21 protein-coding genes are annotated in these 25,160 nt (G+C 45.2%); 20 read left to right on the top strand and 1 reads right to left on the bottom strand.

Annotated elements, in window-relative coordinates:
• The first annotated feature begins 33 nt into the window (after positions 1-33).
• On the top strand, positions 34-1,212 hold the full coding sequence (locus ST42_RS12800; RefSeq protein ID WP_044073817.1) for an ABC transporter permease: 1,179 nt from the start codon (positions 34-36) through the stop codon (positions 1,210-1,212).
• Between the two features lie 56 nt (positions 1,213-1,268).
• Positions 1,269-2,513, top strand: a complete 1,245-nt coding sequence (locus ST42_RS12805) for an ABC transporter permease (RefSeq protein ID WP_082028664.1) — start codon at positions 1,269-1,271, stop codon at positions 2,511-2,513.
• 773 nt (positions 2,514-3,286) lie between these two features.
• Here ST42_RS12805 and ST42_RS13940 read toward each other — a convergent pair.
• Positions 3,287-3,445 (bottom strand): hypothetical protein, encoded by a 159-nt coding sequence (locus ST42_RS13940; protein WP_156139376.1) that lies wholly within the window; start codon positions 3,443-3,445, stop codon positions 3,287-3,289.
• A 136-nt stretch (positions 3,446-3,581) separates the two neighbouring features.
• Here ST42_RS13940 and ST42_RS12810 point away from each other — a divergent pair, with 136 nt between their 5' ends.
• The 18 genes from ST42_RS12810 to ST42_RS12895 all read left to right on the top strand — a co-directional run bounded on the left by ST42_RS12810 (position 3,582) and on the right by ST42_RS12895 (position 24,505).
• Positions 3,582-3,797 (top strand): helix-turn-helix domain-containing protein, encoded by a 216-nt coding sequence (locus tag ST42_RS12810; protein WP_044073819.1) that lies wholly within the window; start codon positions 3,582-3,584, stop codon positions 3,795-3,797.
• A gap of 1 nt (position 3,798) precedes the next feature.
• Entirely contained in the window at positions 3,799-4,161 is a 363-nt protein-coding gene (locus ST42_RS12815; RefSeq protein WP_231557046.1) for a DUF1016 N-terminal domain-containing protein, read from the top strand.
• Positions 4,162-4,307: 146 nt separating this feature from the next.
• Positions 4,308-6,161: a site-specific DNA-methyltransferase gene (locus ST42_RS12820; protein ID WP_052488348.1), complete on the top strand. Its 1,854-nt coding sequence runs from the start codon at positions 4,308-4,310 to the stop codon at positions 6,159-6,161.
• Entirely contained in the window at positions 6,158-8,518 is a 2,361-nt protein-coding gene (locus tag ST42_RS12825) for a DEAD/DEAH box helicase (RefSeq protein ID WP_044073781.1), read from the top strand. The genes ST42_RS12820 and ST42_RS12825 overlap by 4 nt, the downstream gene beginning before the upstream one ends.
• A 9-nt stretch (positions 8,519-8,527) precedes the next feature.
• Positions 8,528-8,743 (top strand): DNA modification system-associated small protein, encoded by a 216-nt coding sequence (locus tag ST42_RS12830; RefSeq protein ID WP_044073783.1) that lies wholly within the window; start codon positions 8,528-8,530, stop codon positions 8,741-8,743.
• Positions 8,744-8,756: 13 nt separating this feature from the next.
• Positions 8,757-10,757, top strand: a complete 2,001-nt coding sequence (locus ST42_RS12835) for a DNA sulfur modification protein DndD (protein WP_044073785.1) — start codon at positions 8,757-8,759, stop codon at positions 10,755-10,757.
• Positions 10,758-10,769: 12 nt separating this feature from the next.
• A complete protein-coding gene (locus ST42_RS12840) occupies positions 10,770-12,353 on the top strand; it encodes an ATP-binding protein (protein ID WP_044073787.1) in 1,584 nt (527 codons plus the stop codon).
• Between the two features lie 10 nt (positions 12,354-12,363).
• On the top strand, positions 12,364-12,744 hold the full coding sequence (locus tag ST42_RS12845; RefSeq protein ID WP_156139377.1) for a hypothetical protein: 381 nt from the start codon (positions 12,364-12,366) through the stop codon (positions 12,742-12,744).
• A gap of 730 nt (positions 12,745-13,474) precedes the next feature.
• A complete protein-coding gene (locus ST42_RS12850) occupies positions 13,475-13,672 on the top strand; it encodes a helix-turn-helix transcriptional regulator (RefSeq protein WP_042520009.1) in 198 nt (65 codons plus the stop codon).
• 10 nt (positions 13,673-13,682) lie between these two features.
• A complete protein-coding gene (locus ST42_RS14135) occupies positions 13,683-13,955 on the top strand; it encodes a hypothetical protein (RefSeq protein WP_197068955.1) in 273 nt (90 codons plus the stop codon).
• Positions 13,956-13,959: 4 nt separating this feature from the next.
• A complete protein-coding gene (locus tag ST42_RS12860) occupies positions 13,960-15,093 on the top strand; it encodes a PDDEXK nuclease domain-containing protein (RefSeq protein WP_052488349.1) in 1,134 nt (377 codons plus the stop codon).
• Entirely contained in the window at positions 15,086-16,078 is a 993-nt protein-coding gene (locus tag ST42_RS12865; protein ID WP_044065614.1) for a virulence RhuM family protein, read from the top strand. Before ST42_RS12860 ends, ST42_RS12865 begins: the two co-directional genes overlap by 8 nt.
• 192 nt (positions 16,079-16,270) lie before the next feature.
• Positions 16,271-16,462, top strand: a complete 192-nt coding sequence (locus tag ST42_RS12870) for a helix-turn-helix transcriptional regulator (RefSeq protein ID WP_042520012.1) — start codon at positions 16,271-16,273, stop codon at positions 16,460-16,462.
• A 19-nt stretch (positions 16,463-16,481) separates the two neighbouring features.
• Positions 16,482-18,047 (top strand): type I restriction-modification system subunit M, encoded by a 1,566-nt coding sequence (locus ST42_RS12875; protein ID WP_044073792.1) that lies wholly within the window; start codon positions 16,482-16,484, stop codon positions 18,045-18,047.
• Positions 18,031-19,095 (top strand): restriction endonuclease subunit S, encoded by a 1,065-nt coding sequence (locus ST42_RS14140; RefSeq protein ID WP_197068956.1) that lies wholly within the window; start codon positions 18,031-18,033, stop codon positions 19,093-19,095. Before ST42_RS12875 ends, ST42_RS14140 begins: the two co-directional genes overlap by 17 nt.
• Positions 19,096-19,099: 4 nt before the next feature.
• Positions 19,100-20,260 (top strand): PDDEXK nuclease domain-containing protein, encoded by a 1,161-nt coding sequence (locus tag ST42_RS12885; protein ID WP_044073793.1) that lies wholly within the window; start codon positions 19,100-19,102, stop codon positions 20,258-20,260.
• An 11-nt stretch (positions 20,261-20,271) separates the two neighbouring features.
• Entirely contained in the window at positions 20,272-23,541 is a 3,270-nt protein-coding gene (locus ST42_RS12890; protein WP_044073794.1) for a type I restriction endonuclease subunit R, read from the top strand.
• Between the two features lie 472 nt (positions 23,542-24,013).
• A complete protein-coding gene (locus tag ST42_RS12895) occupies positions 24,014-24,505 on the top strand; it encodes an HU family DNA-binding protein (protein ID WP_022315554.1) in 492 nt (163 codons plus the stop codon).
• The last annotated feature ends 655 nt before the right edge of the window (positions 24,506-25,160 follow it).

Below are 25,160 nucleotides of genomic sequence, written 5' to 3' on the forward strand. Positions count from 1 at the left end.
ACTGATCCGCTGACCGCAGAACAGGGCGAGGGCATGCAGACCCCTGCCGGACGCACGGGGTTCATTGCCGTTTTCCTGCGTGAGCTGCATATCATATTCACCACGCCGGTGTATCTGATATGCATGTTCCTGCTGCCCATGTTCGTCATGGTGTTCTTCACCACGCTCATGGACCAGGGACAGCCCAACAAGATGCCGGTGGGAATAGTAGACCTCGACAACACCGTCACCACACGCCAGCTCACCCGTAAGCTCGACGCCTTCCAGAACACCGATGTGGTGGCATACTACAACAGTGTGGACGAGGCGCGACTGGCGATGCAGCGCAACGAAATCTACGGATTCATGTATTTCCCCAAGGGAACCACCGACAAGCTGCTCGCCTCACGTCAGCCCAAGATTTCCTTCTATTATTCATACACCTCGCTCACGGCAGGCGCACTGCTCTACAAAGACCTCAAGACCATAGCGACGCTCGGTTCGGCTGGTGTCGGCTCTGCCACGATGCAGGCCAGGGGATACACACAGAAGCAGATAATGGCGTTCTTGCAGCCCATCGCCGTTGACCTACACGCCGTGAAGAACCCGTGGACCAACTATAACTTCTATCTCACCACGATGCTCGTGCCGGGATGCCTCATGCTCTTCATCTTCCTGCTCACGCCTTATTCGCTCGGCACGGAACTGAAGTTCAACCGTGCCCGGAAGCTCCTCCTTGTGGCAGGGGACGACAAATGGACGCTGCTGCTCGGCAAGCTGCTGCCGCAGACGCTGATATTCCTCAGCGTCTTCTATCTCTATTCTCTGTATGTCTACGGCATCCTCGGATTCCCACACAGTGGCGGAACATTCCACATCCTCCTGCTCGGACTCCTCGCCGTCACGGCATCCCAGGGATTCGGGGCATTCATGTTCGGACTCATGCCGTCGCTCCGAATGTCGATGAGCACCTGTTCCTTGTGGGCTGTGCTCAGCTTCTCGCTCGTCGGTACGGCGTTCCCCGTCTTCGCCATGGATCCTGCCATCGAAGGCATAGCACAGATGTTCCCGCTGCGGCATTATTTCCGCATCTATCAGACGAGCGTATTCAATGATTTCCCCCTCTCTTACGCATGGGTCAACCTCGTGGCGATGATTGCCTTCTCGCTGCTGCCGATGCTGGTGGCTGGCAACATACGCAAGGCGATGAGGGAATATAAGTATATGGAATAGTGCGTCCCGGATTCTGTGGATGTATGATTTCCGATAACGCCAAATGAATGACAACAATGAACAAGTTTTTCAACATACTGCGCGACACTTGCTATATCTGCCTGCAGGAACTCAAGAATGTGTTCCGCGACCAGGGCGTGCTCATCTTCCTCGTCGTGGTGCCGTTGGCATATCCGCTCCTGTATTCGTGGATATACAACAATGAGGTGGCGCGTGAGGTGCCCGTGGCGATAGTCGACCTTTCGCATAGCCACACCAGCCGCGAATTCACCCGTATGATAGACGCCTCGCCCGACACCCGCGTGGCTCTGCGCTGCAACAGTCTCGACGAGGCGCGCCAGCGCATTGGCCGTGGCGATGCCTACGGAGTGGTATACTTTCCTGAGGACTTCCAGACCAGGCTCAACCGCATGGAGCAGACCCACGTGGGGGTATACTGCGACATGAGCATCATGCTTGCCTACAAGGCGATTTTCCAGACCTGCGTGGCTATTCAGGGCGAACTGAACTCCAGGATTCAGGTGAAGCTCTCGGGCAACTACACCGACCGCGAGAACGAGATCACCACCCGGCCGCTCGACTTCCAGGAGGTGCCGATATTCAACAACACGGCGGGATATGGCAACTTCATCATCCCCGGAGTGCTCATGCTCATCATCCAGCAGACGCTGCTCCTGGGTGTGGGAATGGCGGCAGGAACGGCGAGGGAGAAGAACAACTACGGATTTCTCGTGCCTATCCACCGTCGCTACCGTGGCGTGATGCGCATCGTGTGGGGCAAGGCGATGGCATACCTGATGATATACGTTGTGATGGCGGCATACCTCTTGTGTGCCGTACCGTATTTCTTCAATTTCATCAGTCTTGTCACGCTGAGCCAGCTGGCTCTCTTCTCCTTGCCATATCTGCTCTCGTGCATATTCTTCAGCATGACGCTCTCGGCAATGATGCGCTATCGTGAGAACGTGATGCTCCTTGTGGTCTTCTCCTCCGTCATGCTCCTTTTCATGTCGGGAGTATCGTGGCCGCAGAGCAACATCCCGGCTTTCTGGCAGGGGGTGTCGTGGCTCTTCCCGTCCACCTTCGGCATCCGTGGCTTCGTGAGGATGAATTCCATGGGAGCCACCCTCACCGACGTCTCCACCGAATACCGTGCCCTCTGGATCCAGACAATCGTATATTTCGTCCTTGCCCACGAAGTCTACCGCTTCAATATCGCCAAGGCACGCCATGCCATCCACCACCGTCTCCTCCGCCTCCGCTTACAAGCCGTCTCTTCCTCTGAGGATAACCAATCCTGACCTTTAAACCCATCCTGACCTTCCCAAAGGGCAACCCATCCTAACCTTCCCAAAGGGATAACCCATCCTGACCTTCCCAAAGGGAAGGAACAGGTTACTCTGCTTTGTCAAAGACTTCAGCAAATCAATTCTGCCAATGAACATCAGCCCCCACCTAACCTCCCCCGAAGGGGAGGGACAGTTACTACTACTATTGATAAACGATTGATAATCAGATAACTACAAACGATAATCATGTAACCAATGGTATCTGTCCCTCCCCTACGGGGGAGGCTAGGTGGGGGCTGATGACAATTGGCGGAGTAACTTGTTCCTTCCCTTGGGGAAGGCTAGGATGGGTTTGAGGCTAGGTGGGGGCTGATGACAATTGGCGGAGTAACTTGTTCCTTCCCTTGGGGAAGGTTAGGATAGGTTTGAGGCTAGGTGGGGGCTGATGGCATTTAGCCAGAGTAACCTATTCCTTCCCTTTGGGAAGGTTAGGATGGGTTGCCCTTTGGGAAGGTCAGGATGGGTTATCCTACGTGGAATGTTAGGATGGGTTCGAGACCGAGGGTGGGGCTGATTCCATCAGACTTGTTCTCATTTTCTGTCATTATACTTGCGGTTTATCGCTCGATATGTTTGCGAGGTGGTGACGCACCCCCTCCTCTCTACACCGTTTTTTGTCCCGTTTTTGGGCAAGCACGTTGCCCAAGTGGGGCAAGCACGTTACCCAACATGGGCAAGCACGTTGCCCCACCTGGGCACATTTCCTTCTCCTCCCGTGCCCAATATCAGCCCTTTTTCATCACACCAATATCTTCCTTTGCTTCTACTGCAAAGGTTAGTGTCCTCAAAGAGATTATAAAGGAAGAAGGATATCCTATTGAATGAATCTGACAGGTGTATTTATCACTTATAAAACCGATGATACCAAGAGTAAATGGTGCCATCGGTTTTTTATATAACTAAATCTATCTGACTCTAACAAAATCCTCTTATCTTAAAATTTAATAAAATCAATATTGCCTTTCGTTGTTTTACTCTTTTTTTGATAAATTTGCTTTTATATTTAATAAATTAGAAACTATGGTAAATCTAAATAGAATTAAAGTGGTTCTTGTTGAGCAAGGCAAATCGGGAAAATGGTTAGCTGAACAGCTTAATAAGTCAACTTGCACGGTGAGCAAATGGTGCACAAATACCGCGCAGCCTGATTTGCAAACCCTTGACCAAATTGCAAAAATACTTAAGGTGGATATTAAGACTCTGCTTTACGACACAAAATTCAATGAGAATATATAATATGGAATCTTCTATACAACAATATAAACAGGCGGTAAGCGTCATTAAAGAAGCAATTTTGCATAGTCAATACAGGGCTGCAAAAATGGTTACGGGTGAAGAATTATCACTTAACTTTGGTATTGGTGCTTACGTATCAAACCGCTCACGTCAAGAAAAATGGGGGACGTCCATTATTGAGAGCATAAGCGAACAATTGCGCCGTGAGCTTCCTGGTTTACGTGGATTTTCGGCAAGAAGTATTCATAATATGCGAACTTTCTATGAGTATTGGACACAATATTTAATTTTGCAGCCATCGGCTGCCAAATTGCAACTATCTATAAGTCAAGACACTATAGATATAAAATGCTTCTCTCTTTAAAAATGCTCGCCAATGGCGAGCGAAATCAATCGTGAGGAACTAAGAAATGCTTTGCCTGATATGGACGAGATGCGAAAGTTGCTCATTAATGAAAGTGATACTGATAATTAAATAAATTTAAATTCTAACGAAACAGAACGCTGAACATGAATAAATATGAACTTGCGAAAAAAATAACGCAGCTCGAAGGATTGACAAACGAAGAGAAGGCTTCGCTTGTTGAGCTTCTTCGTTCTCAGAAGAAGTATGGCTTGGTGTGGGAGGACAAGCCGGAAGAAATAGAAACACGTCTTGTGGACGAACTGCCGGTTCTCACGGAGGTGCCAGAACGTGCCATCGTGAGCGAGTCTCCCGATGCGCCCAACCATATCCTTATCGAGGGTGACAACCTCGAAGCGCTCACCGCTCTCGCTTATACTCACGATGGCAAGATTGACGTGATATATATCGATCCGCCTTATAATACAGGCAATAAGGATTTTGTCTACAACGATTCTTTTGTAGACCGTGAAGACGGCTATCGTCATTCTAAGTGGCTGTCTTTTATGAATAAAAGACTTCAGATTGCGAAGTCTTTACTTTCTTCGGAGGGGGTAATTTTTATCTCTATTGATGAAAACGAAATTGCCCAACTTAGAATATTAGGAGATGAAATTTTTTCAGAAAAGAATTTTGTCGGCCAGTGGAATTGGTTTAAGTCTGCAACACCTCCTGCTTTATCTAAAAAAATAAAAAGAACGGTAGAATATATACTTTGTTGGAAATCTCCAACAAATGACATAACATTTCAAGGTGCTAAAAAAATTAGCAAGAGTAATGATCCTTTTACTAAACCACAAAACACATATAAGGTCCTTGCTTTCCCTCCATACTCTATATCATGTACTAAGCAATCTGGATTAATTAAATCTGGTACATATGGAACTACAAAATTTCCAAACGAGTTATTGAACGATTTGGTAATTGAAAATGGGAAAAATGCAAATGAGGTTAGATTTAGAAATCGTTTTATTTGGATACAGGAAACATTGAATAAAAATATTCAAGAGGGTATTAAGATAGAATTATCTGCAAAAGGTGTTTTGTCGTACAAGAGATCAAACTATTCTCCTGAAGTTCCACCTAATTTTATAGATGTTAATGTAGGTGTAGATACAACTGAAAATGCAGGAAGAATGCTTCTTGATATATTTGGAGGTCAGGTTTTTGATTATCCCAAACCTGTCTCGCTTATAAAATATTTAATTAATTTTACACCTGATAAAAAACTCACCATCCTCGACTTCTTTGCAGGCTCCGGTACCACTCTCCACGCCACCATGCAACTCAATGCTGAGGACGGAGGACATCGCCAATGTATCCTTGTTACCAACAACGAGAACAACATCTGTGAGGAAGTTACCTACGAGCGCAACAAGCGAGTAATCCAAGGCTACACTACACCCAAGGGTGAAGAAGTGGAAGGCTTGCACGACAACAACCTTCGCTACTACCGCACCAACTTCCTCTCTCGTGACAAGAGCGTAAAGAATATGCGCCAGCTTGTTCGTCTTGCTACTGATATGCTTTGCATCAAGAACGATGTTTATACAGAGGCAGAATTCTGCGGAAAGAAAATCAATCCTAACATTGCCCGCTATTTTGATAACGGACAAGGAAACCGTATGCTTGTCATTTACGAGGAGCGTGCCATACAGCTATTGGTGCAGCTCATGGCGCAAACCGAGGATGACGGCATCAAAACTATGGTCTACGTGTTCTCGCCAGGCGCCGACCCATACACCGACGATTTCGAAGATGTAGCCGAGCGTGTAAAGTTATGCGCCCTGCCATCTGCCATTTATGAGGCATACAAGCGAGTGCTGCCCAAGCGTAAGCCAAAATTCCTTGACGAAGCGTTGCAGGAGATGAAAGCACAGGCAGAAGCCGAAGCAAACGCACAACAGACACTCGACTTTGGAGAAAACGACAACATGAATGAGGAAGGAGGCGAAGCATGAAAGTACTGAAATATCAGCAGAAGGCAGTTCAAGAATTGGTTGATAAAACTATCAACTTACTGTCGCTTGCCGGACAGCGACACACCCTTGTTTTTGAAGCACCTACTGGTGCCGGCAAGACCATCATGGCGTCAGAGATGCTTATGCGCCTCTGCACCGAACTGACTGAGCGTGCTGACGCGCCATGCTCCGAAGTGGCATTTATGTGGATAGCCCCTAACAAGCTGCACGAGCAGAGCTATTTCAAGATGAAGACCTTCTTCACCGAAACACGCGAGCTGCATCCCGTTGTCTATGACGATATGGATCATTCTGCCAACGGATATATACATCCAGGCGAAATCCTGTTTGTCAACTGGGAGAGCATCTACAAGGACAATGCGCTTATGATCCGCGACACGGAACAGAGTGCATCGCTCTACGACCTTACCCGTCGCACCCAGATAGAACAAGAAATACCGCTCATCGTCATCATCGACGAGGAGCACATGTTTGCAGGAAGGAATGCGAAGAAGTCGGAAAAGGTGTTGCAGAATATCATGCCGAAACTGGAGATACGCATTTCTGCCACCCCTATAACGGCTCACCCTGATGAGAAGGTGACGGTGCATCGCCAGCATGTTATCGAAGAGCAGATGATCAAGGAAGGCGTGGTGATCAATCCTGCACTTGACTTCTCGACTCCCGAAATGTCGCTCACGCAGCATCTTGTAAGTTTGGCTCTTAAGAAGCGCAATGAACTTGCGGAAGCCTATAAGCGACTGGGAGTCAACATAAATCCGTTGTTGCTTATCCAGCTGCCTAACGACGGCTCTGAATCTATGAGCACCGAGGACACAAGCATCAAGGACGAAGTGACCCTGTATCTCGACACAATACACGGCATGAACACTGCCAACAATCGCCTTGCGGTATGGCTGAGTGGTGAAAAGGTGAATGTGGACGGACTGGAGCAAAACGACAATATGACAGAAGCCCTGCTTTTCAAACAAGCCATCGCGCTCGGTTGGGACTGTCCTCGTGCTGCTGTGTTGCTTATCTTCCGCAAGATAGAAAGCTTCACTTTCGGCGCTCAGACCGTTGGTCGCATTCTGCGTATGCCTGAACAGAAGTTCTATCAGGACGACAGGCTGAACAAGGGCTATGTATATACCAACATCAGCCAAAACCTGGTAAAGATAGAGCCTGAAGACATGGATTACCTATCTACAATCCATACGGTGAGAAGGGCTAACCTATGCAACGTTTCGTTGCAGTCGGAATACTGCGACCGTCCTGCCATAGGCCGCAAGCGTCTTGGCAGCGACTTCCTGCCGTTGCTCATTAAGGTGTTTGAGGAACAGTTGCAGATTAAGAACCAACAGCTATTGCTCTTCACAGAGGAAGAATTGTGTGGAACACCGTCCACTACCGATGAAGACGAATCGACACACGAAAACCAACAGTCAAAGAACAGACGGGCGGTGATGAATAAGATAGAGTTTAAAGTGCGGAGTATCGGCGTGGATATTATCGAGGACTTGAACATTACAGGAGAAGTAGGACAGACTCTCGCTGCAAACAAGGCTAAGTACATACGTACCATGCAGGAGCTTAGCGCTACCTTCAATGTGTTCTGTGCCCGACTCATCAGATCAAAATTTGAAAAAGTGAGCATTCCTACGCTTGGCATGGCTCTGAAGGAGGCAATGGAACAACTGTTCGGCTTGTTTGAAACGGATGCTGTGAAGGTGATACTCTATCACAAGAACCGCCCCCGCTTTGAAGAAATCATCTCACGTGCGCTTAATCGTTATCTCACCATTCTTACACAACGACAGAGAGAGAAGTCGGAGAAATCGTTTGTGAAATATGAATGGGAAGTGCCTGCCGACCGTCTATACAAAGAGGATAACAACGTCGTTGTAGACGATGTGAAGAACCATGCGCTTATGCCCTTCGTGCAGCTGCGCAACGCTTCGTCTCCTGAACGTATGTTCGAGGCTTACCTTGAAGCCAACACTGAGTATATTGACTGGTGGTATAAGAATGGTGACAGCGGAAAGCAACATTATGCCGTAAGTTATGTGGATGGAACAGGAGCGAAGGCGTTGTTCTATGTTGACTTCGTTATCCGTATGAAGAACGGACAGATATTCCTCTTCGACACAAAGAGTGTTGGCAGCGATGGGGACGCTCCGGCAAAACACAATGCCCTGATTGACTATATGGCAAGCGAGGAAAACCAAGGCAAGCACCTCAAGGGAGGTGTAATCATTGCTGACGGCAGCAACTGGAAATACTCACCACTGAAGATAGAAAACACTACCGACATTATAAATTGGGACTGCTTCTATCCTTCCGACTATAAAGAATAACAGCACACTATGGGAAAGGGACTTGATGGAAAGTTTATCAACTATGGTATCCGACAGGACGACTTGATGCTTATCAGCACTTTGTGCGAAAAGCATCAGGTCGACTTCGACTGGTTGAAAGAAGAAATATTGCGCAAGTTTCATGCTGCGCGAGTGGACAAAATAGAAATGAGCGATGCCGACACGCAAACTATCATTGCAGAGGCTATTGCTCTGATAAAGTAAAGGAGGACAGCTGATGATTATACGTCGTATCAAGATAAGCAACTATAAGACTTATCTGTCACTCGATCTTGACCTCACCGTGCGTCCGGATCAGCCGATCATCCTCATAGGAGGTATGAACGGTGGCGGTAAGACAACATTGTTTGAAGCTATTTGTGGCGCACTCTATGGATTGAAGATTAAGGACAAAGCTCATTTTATGGAGCTGCTTAACAATGGTGCCGTTGGCAAAGTCACTCCACAAATAATGTTGGAATTGGCTTTCGATGGTGTCGTATTGGGGCAGACGCAAAAATATATGCTTCGGCGCACATACGCTCTCAACCCCAGTGACAAGCCCGTGGAAAGCGTAACATTGAATATGAATGGCAACACGTTCGTATATGGTACTGCCATGCCTTTGCAGCAGCGTGCGATGGCTGAACAGCAAGTGAACAAAATCATAAAGGCAAACCTACCTCAGGAGTTGTCGCAATATTTCTTGTTTGATGCCATGCAGTCGAGCGAGTTGCTGAAGGAAAATGTGTTCGCCCAGATTATCAAGGATAATATCCAGAACGTGATGGGCTTCAACAAGTACATCCTGTTGAAAAATGCTGCCGAACACTTGCAGCAGGAATGGGCAGCAAGACGACTTGAAGCGCAAAAGGAGGCTGAAGAATATAATGGTCTTTGCGAGCAGCGCAACAAGATGATTGAGGAACAGAACAGAAATATAGAAGAGCAGGATAAGATATACAAATACCTGACTTCAATACAAGAGGAGTATGATGCTGCAAAAGAGGGTGCAAAGAGTTCTGCCGAAATAACCAGGAAAATAGAGGCGTTAGAGGCAGACATCAAGCAAACGAACGACTTGGCGCAGCGATACAATGAACAGCTTAAGCAAGTGGTTGACACACTGGAGATAAACGTGTTTTTCCCTAAGCTGGCGCTGGGCATAAGCAATGAGGTAAATGATATTATACGTCAGAAAGATGCTTTGAAGCTTGAACGACAAGGTGTCCTGTCGTTAGAGCAGATGCGCGACGTTACAGCAAAGATCATATCGTTCCTTAAAGCTAAGGCTTTATGCGCACCTAATGTTGATAATGAAACGGTGGTGTCGTTCCTGGTTAACCAACAGGAAAGCCTCAATGGAAAAGACGAATATGCCTTTCTTGATGATACAGAGTTTGAAGCTCTTAAGAATCTCTTGAACGCTAACTCTGTAAATGAGTTCTTGCAGCTGAATGACCTGCATTATGACTTGGAAAAGCGAATAGAAAACTATGACAATCAGCAGAAGCAGATTGACATTCTGCGTCGTAGTCTCGTAAGTGGCAATGGAGAGATTATCAAGGCTTATGAGGATAATAGCCGCCAGCTTGAAACCTTGAAGAAGGAACAAAATGACAGGAAGCTGGCTATCGAGAAGCTGGAACGTCGCATACATCAGTATGATGTGCAGATACAACAGGAGCCGGATGTGAAGTTTGATACGCTTGTCAAGTTGAAACCTCTCTTTGAGGATGTTGCAGACTCTCTGCTTAAGCGCAAGAAGATGAAGATTGAAGAGGATATGAAAGAACAGCTTAACAAGTTGCTCATTTCATACAAAGGCTGTATCGCTAAGGTGGAGCTGAGCGACTCTATGGAGAACTTTACCATACGTTTATTCCACAAAGCAGGAAACGAAATATCGCTTAATCAGCTTAACGCTGCGTCAAAGCAGATTTTTATCCAGGTTCTCCTGAAGGTTCTGCGTAACTTGGGCGACTATAATCCTCCTGTGATGATTGACACCGTGATGGGTGTGCTTGATGAAGAAAGTCGCGATGTCTTGATGGAAGAGTATTTCCCAGGACTGGCAGACCAGACCATCCTGCTATGCACAACCTCGGAGATAAGAAAAGACAAAGATTACCCGAAACTCGAACCTTTCGTGTCGCGCACATACACTCTTGTGCGTGATGTTGAATTGCAGAGTACTCATGTGGAGGAAGGATATTTTGGCACACCACTTAACGATTAAGAAGAAAGAACTATGGAAGTAGCTTTAGAAAATATACGCCAGGCAGAGGGTATAACTGAGGATATCCTGCCGTTAAAAGAATTGATGGAACGCCGTTTCAACCTTTCCCGACAAGTGAGTGGTGGCAAACAACTTGTTTTTACAATGAACAAGATTATGCGTATCTGTCTTATTGCAAGTCTTGGCTTGTCAGAAAAGCGAGATATAGATGCGCTTAAAAACATACAGTTGTCTAAAACCGGTATGCGTATTATGCCCAGCTTTTTCACTAAAGACAACAACAAATCATTGTTTTCAGCGTTGCTGAAACTGAGATACAAAGATTGCAATGTAGATTGGCAAGACTCTTCCTTGGTCAGCAGAATCGTAGCAAAGGAGATGTATCGTGGCATGAAATACCTTATGGACGAGGACAACTTGAACTCATTCCTCTTTGTTCAAAACGGTCGCCGTCGCTCATCAAACAGCATACCGCCACTTGAACTTCTTATCGGCGAATATGGCGACGACATGGAAGCGACGCTTAACATTAACGGTCGCTCGGTTGCCAATGCACAAGTGCTTGTGGCAGGTACCACTGGTTCGGGTAAGACCAATCTCCTTTCTGTCCTTATACAACAGATGCGATCGCTGTCTACAGATACGCCATATCCAGTGAATTTCCTTCTGTTTGACTACAAAGGTGAGTTCTCTGATCCTGCTAACAACAGTTGGCTGGCTCTATTTGACGTTGACCGTTCATGCATACTCGATCCAGTGCAACAGCCATTGCCGTTCTCTCCATTCAAGGATTTCAGTGGACGAAGCATCAATGAAATCAACTTGTATTCTACTGAAATGGCAAATGCTCTCTGTGCAATCGAAAGAACAAGTATTAGTGCTAACATGAGCAACCGCCTGAGTGAAGCTATCGTTGACGCATATAAGAAAACGAATGGTAAACCTGTGACGTTTGGACTGATATTGCAACATTACCAAGGCAAAATGGCTAATCCAGACAAAGATGATAGCGTGACATCTGTTTTGAAGCAATTGGTTCGCAACCATCTTTTTGCAGAGACGGACAGCGTCAGTCTTACAGACGAGTGCTTTATCATTAAGATGGATGCGTTCCCTAAAGACGGACCTATCGCTAAGGCTATTGTGTATTTTGTTATATCGAAATTAAACAACATTTATGAGCAGCTGCCGAAGCAAGCTGTGAATGACGACTATGTGCAGATACGTCATTTCACTATCATTGACGAAGCTCATTATATGTTGGACTTCGACAATCAGCCTTTGCGCAATCTTATTGCTGTTGGTAGAAACAAGGGATTAAGTATTATTCTTGCCACCCAAAACATGGATAGCTTCAAGAGTAAGTATTTTGATTTCTTGGCTAATGCACAATATCCGTTGATCATGAAGCAGCAGAGCATTTCTGATAGTATAATAAAAGACCTCTTCGGAGTTACCGGTCGAGAGTTCCAGGAAATAAAATCTGAAATTGCAGGGCTGCAGAAAGGTGAGCTTATCATTAAGGATAATACCATGGCAATGTTAGGCTTAGGTGGAAAAATGTATAAGAAGATGAAGGTCACCCACTTAATTTAATAATACAGATATGAAAAAAGTTCTTATATTAATGTTACTTGTATTTTCACCATTGTTTATGATGGCGCAGAATGACGACTATTATCTTTACAAGATTGTTACATTTTATGGCAATCTTAGCAAAGAAGGTTTAAAGGTGAATATTGATGACGGCAAATCAATTGAAAGGTTGAAAGATGCAAATGGAGACCCAATAAAATTCAAGACACCAGCAGCAGCCCTTATGTACTTTCTTTCTGAAGGATGGAATTTATACATTAATGGAACGTCAACAGAGGGATACAGTTATCAAGGAACAGGAGGATCTGTATCTACTTCATACTGGATTTTCAGAAAACCTTGTACAAAAGAAGTTTTTGAGAAAGCTGTAGAAGAAGGAATTAAAAAATAAAATATTTCTGTCTTTTTCCCATCCCATATATCGCTCATATTCTTGCCCTAAAAAGCAGAATATGGGCGATTTTCTTTTATTCACTACATCAGTTGCCCACATCCCCGGCGCCAACATATCCTTTAACGTCAGGATCTGCGATGTCGGGCTAAACCATTCTAGGGGACTGGAGTTAAGTGCACGATGATCATTCTATTCTGCCCGTCCTGCTGAAAATGACAGACAGCGTTTGTCAAATGTTCCAATCGGGGACTCGCCACTTTTGCTCCCGACTTTGATGACGGGAGCAAATCGTAATTTCAATTCCAACCGACGTTTTCCTATACATAATATATATATAGGCTGACTGCATCAAGAACCCTTCAGGCAAATCGTAGGGATTTCTCTTGATGATATAGCTGCCTGACGTGACTATTTCCATAATCCCAAATCGGTCATTAGGGCTTGCTTGTATTTTGGAATTTTAGAAGAGTGGATTTTGTTTGGGGTTTAATGAGTAATAGCGGGCTATTGCGAATTAAAAACAAGCAAAAGACGCCTTATAAAAAACAAAAGACTGCAAGCAGTAATTAAATATTTCTATAAACGTCCTAATGACCGATTGGGGATAATAGTAGTGAATGGGAGAGTGTAGTGTTCTTATTGTTACATCTTGTTAAAGAATCATTCTTTGTCTCTACTTTGTCATTAAAAATCATTATATTTGCATCTAAAGCAATATAGTGACTGTATGGAAGAATTAAATCAATTAAAACTTGTATTGGTAAAGAATAAAAAGACCAATAAATGGCTTGCGGAACAGTTGGGTGTTAATCAGACTACTGTTTCAAAATGGTGTACCAATACGACACAGCCTGATTTGGCAACACTGAAGCGAATTTCAGAGTTGCTGAATGTCAATGTAAGTGAAATCATTAACTTTGACTAAATCTATATTTATGGGAAATCCTTACTTCACTGAGAATACCAGGGTACAAGTGCCTGCAGCTCTCCATCTATGTAAGTTGGGCTATACCTACTTGGACAATATCAATGCATATGATACCAAGACTAATATATTGATAGACGTTTTTCTGAATGCAGTCAAACACAAGCGCATGTACGAATACAAGACAACGCTGAAAGCACAGTTTGAGGAGAGTCACCGTTTGGAGAAAGAGATACTAGCCCAATTGCGTTGTATGTCGTTTAATAATATTGACAAGGAGTAGCACTATGAACGAAATGATCAGGGGAAGCAACACGTTATTGCCAAATGGATATGCACAATGGCGTAAAGATATTGAACACCTAATTGATACTGCCAAACTTCATACGGCTCTTAATGTGAATGTGGGTACTTTGACCTTGTATTGGAACATTGGTAAAAGTATATTGCAGAAACAGGAGCAGGAAGGTTGGGGTAAACAGGTTATAGAGCAACTGTCGAAGGATTTGATCTCTCGTTATCCTGATGACCGAGGCTATTCTGTACGTAATTTGCGATATATGAAACGCTTTGCATCAGCATATCCCGATTTTCCAATTCTGCAAGTGCCACTTGCAGAATTAAGGAAGTTGCCAATTCTGCAAGCGACACTTGCAGAATTAGAGAACGAAGGCAGGGAGTTTGTGCAAGTACCGCTTGCTCAAATTTCTTGGTATCATCATATTTCATTGCTGCCAAAGGTAAAAGACGAAGCACAGCGTGCCTACTATATAACAGAAACAGCACAGAATGGGTGGAGTCGTGATGTGATGCTCCTTCAGATTGACAATGGATATATCCATGCAAAAGGACATGCAATCAACAACTTTGAACAGACCTTGCCGCCTCTTCAGTCCGACTTGGCTCGCTACATATTCAAAGACCCTTACAATTTCTCGTTCATCGGCACTGTTGCATTGCAAAACGAACTGGATATAGAAAAGTCATTGACAAGCAAGATTACTGATTTCTTGCTTGAAATGGGGCGTGGCTTTGCATACATAGGCAGACAATACCATATTTCGGTTGGTGGTGATGATTACTATATCGATTTGCTGATGTACCACCTCAAACTGCATTGTTATGTTGTGGTGGAGTTGAAAGCCGTGGAGTTCAAGCCAGAGTTCGTGAGCAAACTGAACTTCTATATTTCGGCTGTTGATGATTTGGTAAAGTCGCCAGAAGACAAACCTACCATAGGCTTGCTTCTTTGCCGAACCAAAAGCAACAAGAAAGCTGAGTTCTCGCTTCGTGGCATTACACAACCAATGGGTATAGCGCAATACGAAACGGAAAAACTCTTTGCTGATGTAGCATCGGCATTGCCGCAGATTGAGGAAATAGAAAATAAACTTGATGACTTGGATTTAGATAATGAGTAACGAAATACAATTTCTGCTTTACAATATGCCGGATGCCGACGGCAAGGTGCAAGTCGTAATAAAGGGCGAAACTCTCTGGTGTACGCAAAAGGCTATGGCACAACTATTTGGCGTTGGCGTGCCGGCTATCAGTAAGCATCTGAAGAATATCTTTGATGAGGGAGAACTTGCTGCGGATTCAGTTATTTCCAAAATGGAAACAACTGCCGCTGACGGCAAAAATTACACAACAACATTCTATTCACTTGATGCCATCATTGCCGTAGGCTATCGCGTGTCTTCTCTGAAAGCCACACGTTTCCGCCAATGGGCTACGAAGATTCTCAATGAGTATATAAAGAAGGGCTTCGCTATGGACGATGAGCGGTTGAAGCAGGGAACGGCGGTGTTTGGCAAAGACTACTTCCGCGAATTGCTTGAACGTGTGCGTTCTATCCGTGCGAGTGAACGCCGCATTTGGCAACAGATTACGGACATCTATGCAGAGTGTAGCACCGACTATGACAAGAACTCTCCGACAACAAAAGATTTCTATGCGATGATACAAAACCGCTTCCACTTTGCCATCACAGGGCAGACCGCAGCGGAGATTATCTATTCAAAGGCAGACCATACGAAAGACCACATGGGATTGACCACATGGAAGAACGCTCCTGACGGGCGTGTCTTAAAGTCGGACGTATCTATTGCCAAGAACTACTTGCAAGAGAAGGAAATCCGACAACTGGAGCGTGCCGTTACAGGCTTCTTCGACTATATTGAAGACCTCATTGAGCGTGAAAACACATTCAATATGGCGCAGTTCTCTGCAAGCGTCAATGAGTTTCTAACTTTCCGGCGCTATCAGATATTGCCCGATAAAGGAAAAATATCGGCAGCGCAAGCCAAGAAGAAAGCGGAAGAAGAATATGACATATTCAATAAGACGCAACGTATTGACTCTGACTTCGATAAGGAGATAAGAGGATTGCTGGGTAAGGAATGACATGGCTTGAATTTGTTTGTCCAAATTAAGGGAAGCAATTCTGCAAGTCCACTTGCAAAATTAGAAAATAATGGAATTAAAGAAATGATGTGTATATGCTGCATTCTTGATTGATTTTGCTGAAATAGTGAGGCAAACTCTCGGTTTAGTGAAATATTATTTCTATCTTTGCCATATTAAAAGTCTAAATTTATGAAACTGAATAGAATCAAACTTGTACTTGTTGAGAAAGGTATATCACAAACTCAACTCGCCAAAGACCTCGGCAAGAGTTTCAGTTCGGTAAATGCTTATTGCAGCAATCGAACACAACCGTCGTTGGATGTTCTGAAACAAATCGCAGACATTCTCTCAGTTAATATGAAGGACCTTATCGTTGATTGATAAAATACATACAGAAACAATGGCAAAAAAAGCAACAAAGGCAAAACCTACCAAAAGCATGGAGGAAGCTCTGTGGGAGTCGTGCAACAAGATGCGCGGATCGGTGGAGCCTTCCGAATACAAGCATGTGGTGCTGAGTCTTATCTTCCTGAAATATGCCGGCGACCATTTCGACCAAAAACATAAGGAGATTTGTGAGCAGTACGGCGATGATTATGCTGACATGGTGGAGTTCTACGCTCAAGACAACGTGTTCTATATCCCTGCAGAATGTCGTTGGTCGTATATCATGGAGAACGCCAAGCAGGACAATATCTTCCAGATTATAGACGACGCACTTGCCAACATCGAGAAGTCTAACAAGCAGCTCGATGGCGCTTTGCCTTCCAACTATTACAGTAATCTCGGACTCGACCGCTCCAAGTTTGCCGCCTTGCTCGACGAGATTAACAAGCTCGACACGCTCAAAGACGAGGAGAACGACATCATCGGTCGTGTCTACGAGTTCTTTCTGGGTAAGTTCGCCATTGCCGAGGGTAAGGGCAAGGGTGAGTTCTACACGCCGAAGAGCATCGTGAATCTTATCGCTGAGATGATTGAGCCATACGACGGCAAAATTTATGACCCGTGCTGCGGTTCGGGCGGTATGTTCGTGCAGTCGATGAAGTTCGTAAAAGCGCACCACGGCAACCAGAAGAATATCTCGGTCTACGGACAAGAATATACCAAGACCACATACAAGCTGGCGCGCATGAACCTCGCCATACGTGGCATCAATGCAGACATACGTCTTGGCGACACGTTCCACAATGATCAACATAAGGACTTGAAGGCTGACTATATAATGGCTAATCCGCCGTTCAACCAAAGCGGATGGCGCACAGAAAATGAACTGACCAGCGACCCTCGTTGGGCAGGCTTTGATGTGCCGCCTACGAGCAACGCCAACTACGGATGGATTCTCAACATTCTCTCTAAGCTCTCCACCGACGGTGTGGCAGGCTTTATCCTTTCTAATGGTGCTCTTTCGGCTGACAGCACGGAGTTGGCTATCCGCAGGAAACTGCTGGAGATGGGAAAGGTGGAGGCGATAGTCATCTTGCCTCGAAAGCTATTCTATTCTACGGATATAAGCGTTACGCTTTGGATTCTGAACAACAACAAGAAAGCGCGCTGCGTTGAGAAGAACGGTGAGGAACGTCATTATCGTGATCGTGAGAAAGAGGTTATGTTCTTCGATATGCGAAATATGGGAGAACCATATGAAAAGAAGTTTGTACAGCTGTCAGAGGCTGATCGAAATAAGGTGACTACCGCATATCATAATTGGCAACAAGAGGGATGGGAAACATCTTATAGCGATGAACCCGAATTCTGTAAGTCGGTCAATCTGACCAATCTCAAGGAAAAAGACTTCTCTCTTGTGCCAAGTAAATATATAGAATTTATTCAGAGAAATGGTATGGAAAATTTCGATGAAAAAATAAAGACTATTGGTGCTGAATTAAAGACTTTGAACGAAGAAAGAACGACTCTTGATCAAGAAATAAAGAAATTGTTTGCTGCTTATGGAATTGAAATATAAGTCGATTGGCAATTACATACACTTGATAGATAATAGAAATACCGATTTGGAATGTACCAAACTGGTAGGATTAACTGTGGAAAAGAAGTTCATTCCTTCTGTGGCTAACATTATTGGAACTGACTTGTCAAAATATAAAGTCATAAAGAAAAATCAATTTGCATGCAGTCTTATGCAGGTAAGTAGAGATGGCAAGATGCCTGTTGCAATGTTTAGGGAAGATTCTGCAATTATGTCTCCTGCATATCCAATGTTCGAAGTGAACGATGAGAAAGAACTGATGCCCGAGTATTTAGAAATGTACCTTTCACGCTCAGAATTTGATAGAGAAGCTGTTTTCTACGCTATTGGTGGTGTTCGTGGCTCATTGGAATGGAGCGACTTTTGCGACATGCAGCTTCCTGTTCCTCCAATCGAGGAGCAGCGCCGTATCGTGTCTGAATATCAGACCGTGGAGCACCGCATTGCAAACAACGAGGCACTTATACAAAAACTCGAAGAAACCGCACAAGCTATTTATCACCATACTTTCGTGGAAGGAATTGATGAGGAAAATCTGCCGGAGGGGTGGAGAAAAGGATGCTTAGAAGATATTGCAAACTTTTCAAATGGTAAAGCGATAAAACCTTCTGTCGGTAGTATTCCAATTTATGGTGGAAATGGCATAATTGGCTTTACAGAAGACAATAATGCTGAAAATGTCATTGTTATTGGGCGTGTAGGTGCAAATTGTGGATGTGTATATTACAATGAAGCAAAATGTTGGGTTAATGATAATTCTATAAAAGGAACATCAAGAGATGGACATAATGGATATTTGTTTTTTGTTCTAAAATCTCTTGAGCTCAATAAAGTGAGCGAAGGGTCAGGACAACCTCTATTGACGCAAACTATTTTAAATGGATTGTCGTTTTTTATACCTGATTCAAAAACTATAATTGATTTTAATAAATTTGCAACAAGAATACTTCGTTATATAGACAACCTTGCAGAAGAAAACTTCCACCTCCGCACCCTCCTCTCTCTCCTAACTTCAAAACTCTCATAGTCATATGGAAATTCAAGATGTAAGTTTCGATATACTGGTCTCACAGATTCAGACAACAGACAGAGCGTTGCAAAACAATGCCCGACTGATAATCAACCGTCACGTCACTGCAAAGGCATGGCTCACGGGATATTACATCGTGGAATACGAGTTGAAGGGTAAGGACCGGGCTTTATATGGTGAGCAGATACTGCAAAGACTCGCAGAAAAACTGCAAAACAGTAAGACTTTCAGCTATCGTAGCCTGAAGCTATATAAGCAGTTCTATCTTGCTTACAAGTCTTTGGGTGTACAGATTTACTCGTTTGTCTGTTCGCTTCCACAAATCGGGCAGTCGTTGTCTGCCCAATTATATATCGCTAATTCTAAGGAGGTTACAATTAGGCAGACAGTGTCTGCCCAATTACCCACCACTGTAAAAGCAGAGCCTGTGCTGACTACCGACCCACAGCTGCTTTTCAACAAATTGTCGTTCTCTCATCTTACTGCTATCATGGCAATTAACGATCCTCTACAACGAACATTCTATGAGACCATGGCTATACGCGGAACATGGAGCGTAAGGGAGCTACAGCGACAGATTGATTCTAATTATTATATACGTAGTGGATGGAGTGAAAAGCCGGAGGCACTTGCAAAAATGGTAAGCGAAAAGGCTGAGGTCGCATCAATAGATACTGACTTGAAGTCGCCGTTCGTGTTTGAGTTTCTTGGACTGAAAGCAAGGGACGTATGGGAGGAGTCGGATCTTGAAAGTGCAATTATCGACCACTTGCAGGAATTCATCCTGGAACTGGGTATGGGATTCTGTTTCGAAGCACGGCAGCAGAAGATGCTTATTGACGACAGATACTATAAGGCTGACCTCGTATTCTATCATCGCATATTAAAACGACACGTTATCTTTGAGTTAAAGGCTCACAGACTGGATTATACGGATGTGGCTCAGCTCAATATGTATCTGGGATATTGGAGGAAAAACGTCATGCTGCAGGATGATAACGAACCGATCGGAATTCTCTTGTGTACTGAAGTGGGACAGGAAATGGCAGAGTATGCTACTATTGGCGTGGATCCTAATATGTTTATATCTAAATATCAGCTGGAGTTGCCAAGCAAGGAGCAAATCACTGATTTCTTGCGTAAGGAAAATGTAGGACTTTAAAAATATAGCTTATGCCTTTTTTCAACGAAGCCCAATTGGAGGCATCCATCATACAGCTATTCCTCGAACAGCGCTACGACTACCGACCAGGCGAAACTATTGTCAGGAAGGACAAGACGGAAGTGCTGCAGAAGGACGACTTGCGCACTTATCTGAAGGAGCGTTATGCCGGCGAAGCAATAACAGAAATGGAGGTGGAGAATGCAATACGTCGCATAGAGCAGACCTCAGGAGGCACGCTCTATGACGAGAACCGCGACTTCATGAAACTCTTGATGAACGGTTTCTCGATGAAGCGCGAGGACCCCGCCAAGCCTAATCTCTACATCTATCCGGTTGACTTCAACCGCAAGCATAAAAACCCGGTAAACGGCAATCACGACAAGGACTACAACCGCTACAGCATCGTGAATCAGCTGGAGGTGCAGGGCGTTGAGCAGCTGCGCATACCGGATGCCATAGTCTATATAAACGGACTGCCGCTTGTTGTGCTTGAGTTCAAGAATGCTATCAAGGAGAACACCACTATTGAGGATGCTTACAAACAGCTCACCGTGCGCTATCGACGTGACATACCGCGTCTGTTCCGCTACAACGCCTTCGTGGTTATCTCCGATGGTGTGAACAACAAGTTCGGGTCGCTCTTTGCTGACTACGATTTCTTTACGTCGTGGCGAAAGGTGGAGCCGAAGGACCGCCCGATAAACGGCATTCCGTCGCTGAAGACAATGGTGGCTGGATTGTTCGACAAGGGTCGTCTGCTCGACGTGCTGCATAACTTCATCTATTTCCCCGACACTACGAAAAACGAGATGAAGGTGGTGTGCCGTTATCCGCAGTATTATGCTGCACGCGCCCTCTACGACAATGTACTTCTGCATTCTCGCCTCAATGCCGATGGCGACGGCAAGGGCGGCACTTACTTCGGTGCTACGGGTTGCGGAAAATCGTTCACCATGCTTTTCCTCAGTCGATTGCTCATGCGCAGCAAGGTGCTCTGTTCGCCCACGATTCTGCTTATCACTGACCGCACCGACCTCGACGACCAGCTTTCGAGACAGGTGCTCAACGCCAAACAATTCATCGGCGATGAGATGATTATGCAGGTGGAAAGCCGGGAGCATCTGAAGACTTTGTTGCAGGGACGTACCAGTGGCGGTGTGTTTCTCACCACGATTCAGAAGTTCTCAAAAGACATTGACCTACTGTCGAAGCGTGCCAACATAATCTGTATCAGCGACGAGGCTCACCGCTCACAGGTGGGTGTGGACGAGAAGGTGCAGATTACAGAGGAGGGAGTGAAGCGCTCTTATGGTTTCGCCAAGTATCTGCATGACTCTCTGCCAAACGCTACGTATGTAGGATTTACCGGCACGCCGATTGATGCTACGCTGCAGGTGTTCGGCGGTATTGTTGACGAATATACAATGATTGATGCCGTGACAGACGGCATCACGAAAAAGATAGTGTATGAGGGGCGTGCTTCGCATGTCATCATCGACTCGGAGAAGGTAAAGGAGATAGAGGACTACTACAACCGCTGTGCGGAGGAAGGTAGCAACGAATACCAGATAGAGGCTTCGAAAAAGGCGATGACACAGATGGAGCAGGTGCTTGCCAATCCTGATCTTATACATCGTTTGGCTGCCGACTTTGTGCTGCATTATGAACGCCGTGTGGAAGAAGGGGCTACCGTTGAGGGCAAGGCGATGATAGTGTGTGCTACCCGCGAGATAGGATATGCCATCTATAAGGAGATTGTGAAGCTGCGTCCCGAGTGGACAGAGGTGCGTCCTTGTGCTGAGGGTGAACAGCTCACTGAACAGGAAAAGGAAAAGATTCGTCCGATTGAGAAGATAAAGATGGTGTTCATACGACAAAAGGATGACCCTGAGGAACTGTATAATCTTCTCGGACCTGACGATGAACGCAAAAAACTCGACCTACAATTCAAAGAACCTAAGTCGAACCTCAAGATCGCAATCGTTGTGGATATGTGGATTACGGGATTCGACGTGCCGTGCCTCGATACGATGTATTGCTACAAACCGCTGCAGATGCATAATCTTGTGCAGACCGTGAGCCGTGTGAATCGCAACTATCCGGGAAAGGAAAAGGGCCTGATTGTCGACTATCTTGGCATCAAGAAGAACATGAACGCTGCAATGCGGCGTTATGCCAACGGCGGACAGACTGAGACACCGACCGAGGTTGTGGAACAATCACTGAAGTTGTTCCGCGACGAGCTTGACATGCTTCGCCGTATGATTTATCCATTTGACTATGCAAAGTTCTGGACAGGTTCGCCTTTGGAGCAGCTTGATACGCTCAATCAGGGAGCGGAACTCATGCAGCAGACTGACGAGAAGGAACACCGCTTCATGAAGCATGTAGGCATCATGGTGTCTGCATACAAGATGTGTCATAATGATGACAGCATCAAACAGACGGAGGTGAATGAGGCGCATTTCTTCTCTGGCGTGAAGAGTATCATATTCAAGCTCACCAAGGGCGAGGCTCCTGATGCTACAAAGATGAACAAGCGTGTGTTGAAGATGGTGAACGACTCGCTGATTAGTGAGGAGGTGGAGCTGCTGCACAATATGGTGATGGACAACGCTGAGGAGATTGATCTTCTCGCCAATAGCTATATGGCTCGTATCAACCGCTTGCCACTGAAGAATACAAAGGTGAAATTGCTTGAAAAACTGCTTCGTCGTGTCATAGACAGCGTAATTAAAGTGAACAAGGTGAAAGCCGTTGACTTTACGCAGCGACTCAATGAAATCGTGAAGCGTTATAATGACCGAACCGATGACCTCGTATTTGCTGATGAGATTATCACCGAGGTTGCTGCCCAGCTCACAGAGTTGCTTAATAAGATAAAGGACGAGTCACAACTGCCGGATGGCATTCCGGATATTGAAGTGAAGGCATTCTATGATATTCTGAAGGCTGTGGCTGAAAAATATGGATTCGCCGGCGACTTCACCGAAGAGCAGTTCAAACGTATGGCTCTGGAGATTAAGGGCATTGTTGACGACAAATGTCAGTTTATCGACTGGGACAAGCGTGAGGATATTAAGGCAAGCATGAAAGTGGCAATAATCCTGACTCTCGCCAAGGAGAAATATCCGCCTTACACTAAGGATGAGGTGTTTAAGGAAATCTTCGAGCAGGCTGAGAATTTCAAGAAGAACAGAATACATTCAGAGGTTAAATATAATATGAATGTCAGCGACGGGATAAGCATGGCTGCCGAACCTGATGTCGAAAAATAATACATCTAATAGTCTTTGAACTAAAATCTATATTTCCTTGTTTACTCGTATCTTGTCTACTTGTCTACTGCAGAGCAAGTTGGAAACTTGCATATATATTATAGGTAGACTGCATAAAGAGTCCTTATGACAAATCGTAGGGATGGAAAGCGGCTTATCAGAAGACAAATCAGTCGGCTGCACGAAATGTCAACCGGTTACAAGTTGTAACGGTTTCATTTCCTTCTTCTATTGGTATGGCGTGACTATTTCCATAATGGAAACTGTCGTAAATGGAGGTGGCACTTTTAGCAGGGTTAATGAACTTTTTACCCCTAAACTGAACTTTCTTTCAACTATAACTTTAATCAACCAACGCTAACACGCCATAACCGTAAAACTCGCCTGGGGGATGTTGTAACTTTGCAAATGTAAAACGGAACTACCCGTTGAACAAGTAACAATTATCATTAACCCTTAAAAATTTATTATCATGTCAAAAGTACAGAATGGCAAACTTTACTATCAGTTGTTCCAGAACAACGTTGCTGACTCTAAATTCTACCAGATGTGGTATGCTAAGGCGAAACACATCGACACCGTGACCTTCGACGAGCTCATCACCCACATGGCAAACCACAACGTGGGATTCCCAAGAGGTGTAGTGTCGGGAGTGATGATGTCGTTCGTGGACTGTCTGCTCGAACTCGTGGCACAGAGCAAGAAGGTGCAGCTCGGCGACCTCGGCACTTTCTACCTCAATCTCACCTCGAAGCCTGCAGCAAAGTATGAGGAGTTCAACGCCGCAGAGAATATCATGGACTGCGGACTGCGTTTCATCTCATCACAGACCGAAAACAAGGACAACCTCACCCGTTCGGCCTTCACCAAGGCGATGTCGTTCAAGAACTTCAATACTCTCATGCGTGAAAGTGACAAGATGCTCGTAGACACTGCGAACAAGGAGAAGAACAAGACTGTCTGATTCTGACTCCATTTTCCCTCTTGCCCTCATGATAGGGTGGGAGGGATTTTAGTACAACCCATCCTAACCTTCCCCAAGTGAAGGAACAGGTTACTCTGGGTAAATGACATCAGCCCCCACCTAGCCTCCCCCGTAGGGGAGGGACAGATACCCTTGCAAGTAATATTATCGTCAGTAGTCGTCTGATTATCAGTGGTTTATCAAAAGCAATAGTATCTGTCCCTCCCCTACGGGGGAGGCTAGGTGGGGGCTGATATGATTGTCTGAAGAAGTCTGATTATCAGTGGCTTATCAATAGCAATAGTAACTGTCCCTCCCCTACGGGGGAGGCTAGGTGGGGGCTGATATGATTGTCTGAAGAAGTCTTTGACAAAACATAGTAACCTTCCCCAAGTGAAGGAACAGGTTACTCTGGTTAAATGACATCAGCCCCCACCTATCCTCCCCCGTAGGGGAGGGACAGATACCCTTGCAAGTAATATTTATCGTCAGTAGTCGTCTGATTATCAGTGGTTTATCAATAGCAAGAGTAACTGTCCCTCCCCTACGGGGGAGGCTAGGTGGGGGCTGATATGATTGTCTGAAGAAGTCTTTGACAAAGCATAGTAACTTGTTCCTTCCCTTGGGGAATGTCAGGATGGGTTATCCTGCGGGG

This window comes from Prevotella pectinovora, from assembly GCF_000834015.1.
In the GTDB taxonomy this organism is placed as follows: Bacteria; Bacteroidota; Bacteroidia; order Bacteroidales; family Bacteroidaceae; genus Prevotella; species Prevotella pectinovora.

Excerpts from the sequence above, each read along its gene's own strand:
- ST42_RS12800 (WP_044073817.1), top strand. The coding sequence starts at position 34 with ATGCAGACCCCTGCCGGACGCACGGGGTTCATTGCCGTTTTCCTGCGT.
- ST42_RS12805 (WP_082028664.1), top strand. The coding sequence starts at position 1,269 with ATGAACAAGTTTTTCAACATACTGCGCGACACTTGCTATATCTGCCTG.
- ST42_RS13940 (WP_156139376.1), bottom strand. The coding sequence starts at position 3,445 with ATGGCACCATTTACTCTTGGTATCATCGGTTTTATAAGTGATAAATAC.
- ST42_RS12810 (WP_044073819.1), top strand. The coding sequence starts at position 3,582 with ATGGTAAATCTAAATAGAATTAAAGTGGTTCTTGTTGAGCAAGGCAAA.
- ST42_RS12815 (WP_231557046.1), top strand. The coding sequence starts at position 3,799 with ATGGAATCTTCTATACAACAATATAAACAGGCGGTAAGCGTCATTAAA.
- ST42_RS12820 (WP_052488348.1), top strand. The coding sequence starts at position 4,308 with ATGAATAAATATGAACTTGCGAAAAAAATAACGCAGCTCGAAGGATTG.
- ST42_RS12825 (WP_044073781.1), top strand. The coding sequence starts at position 6,158 with ATGAAAGTACTGAAATATCAGCAGAAGGCAGTTCAAGAATTGGTTGAT.
- ST42_RS12830 (WP_044073783.1), top strand. The coding sequence starts at position 8,528 with ATGGGAAAGGGACTTGATGGAAAGTTTATCAACTATGGTATCCGACAG.
- ST42_RS12835 (WP_044073785.1), top strand. The coding sequence starts at position 8,757 with ATGATTATACGTCGTATCAAGATAAGCAACTATAAGACTTATCTGTCA.
- ST42_RS12840 (WP_044073787.1), top strand. The coding sequence starts at position 10,770 with ATGGAAGTAGCTTTAGAAAATATACGCCAGGCAGAGGGTATAACTGAG.
- ST42_RS12845 (WP_156139377.1), top strand. The coding sequence starts at position 12,364 with ATGAAAAAAGTTCTTATATTAATGTTACTTGTATTTTCACCATTGTTT.
- ST42_RS12850 (WP_042520009.1), top strand. The coding sequence starts at position 13,475 with ATGGAAGAATTAAATCAATTAAAACTTGTATTGGTAAAGAATAAAAAG.
- ST42_RS14135 (WP_197068955.1), top strand. The coding sequence starts at position 13,683 with ATGGGAAATCCTTACTTCACTGAGAATACCAGGGTACAAGTGCCTGCA.
- ST42_RS12860 (WP_052488349.1), top strand. The coding sequence starts at position 13,960 with ATGAACGAAATGATCAGGGGAAGCAACACGTTATTGCCAAATGGATAT.
- ST42_RS12865 (WP_044065614.1), top strand. The coding sequence starts at position 15,086 with ATGAGTAACGAAATACAATTTCTGCTTTACAATATGCCGGATGCCGAC.
- ST42_RS12870 (WP_042520012.1), top strand. The coding sequence starts at position 16,271 with ATGAAACTGAATAGAATCAAACTTGTACTTGTTGAGAAAGGTATATCA.
- ST42_RS12875 (WP_044073792.1), top strand. The coding sequence starts at position 16,482 with ATGGCAAAAAAAGCAACAAAGGCAAAACCTACCAAAAGCATGGAGGAA.
- ST42_RS14140 (WP_197068956.1), top strand. The coding sequence starts at position 18,031 with ATGGAATTGAAATATAAGTCGATTGGCAATTACATACACTTGATAGAT.
- ST42_RS12885 (WP_044073793.1), top strand. The coding sequence starts at position 19,100 with ATGGAAATTCAAGATGTAAGTTTCGATATACTGGTCTCACAGATTCAG.
- ST42_RS12890 (WP_044073794.1), top strand. The coding sequence starts at position 20,272 with ATGCCTTTTTTCAACGAAGCCCAATTGGAGGCATCCATCATACAGCTA.
- ST42_RS12895 (WP_022315554.1), top strand. The coding sequence starts at position 24,014 with ATGTCAAAAGTACAGAATGGCAAACTTTACTATCAGTTGTTCCAGAAC.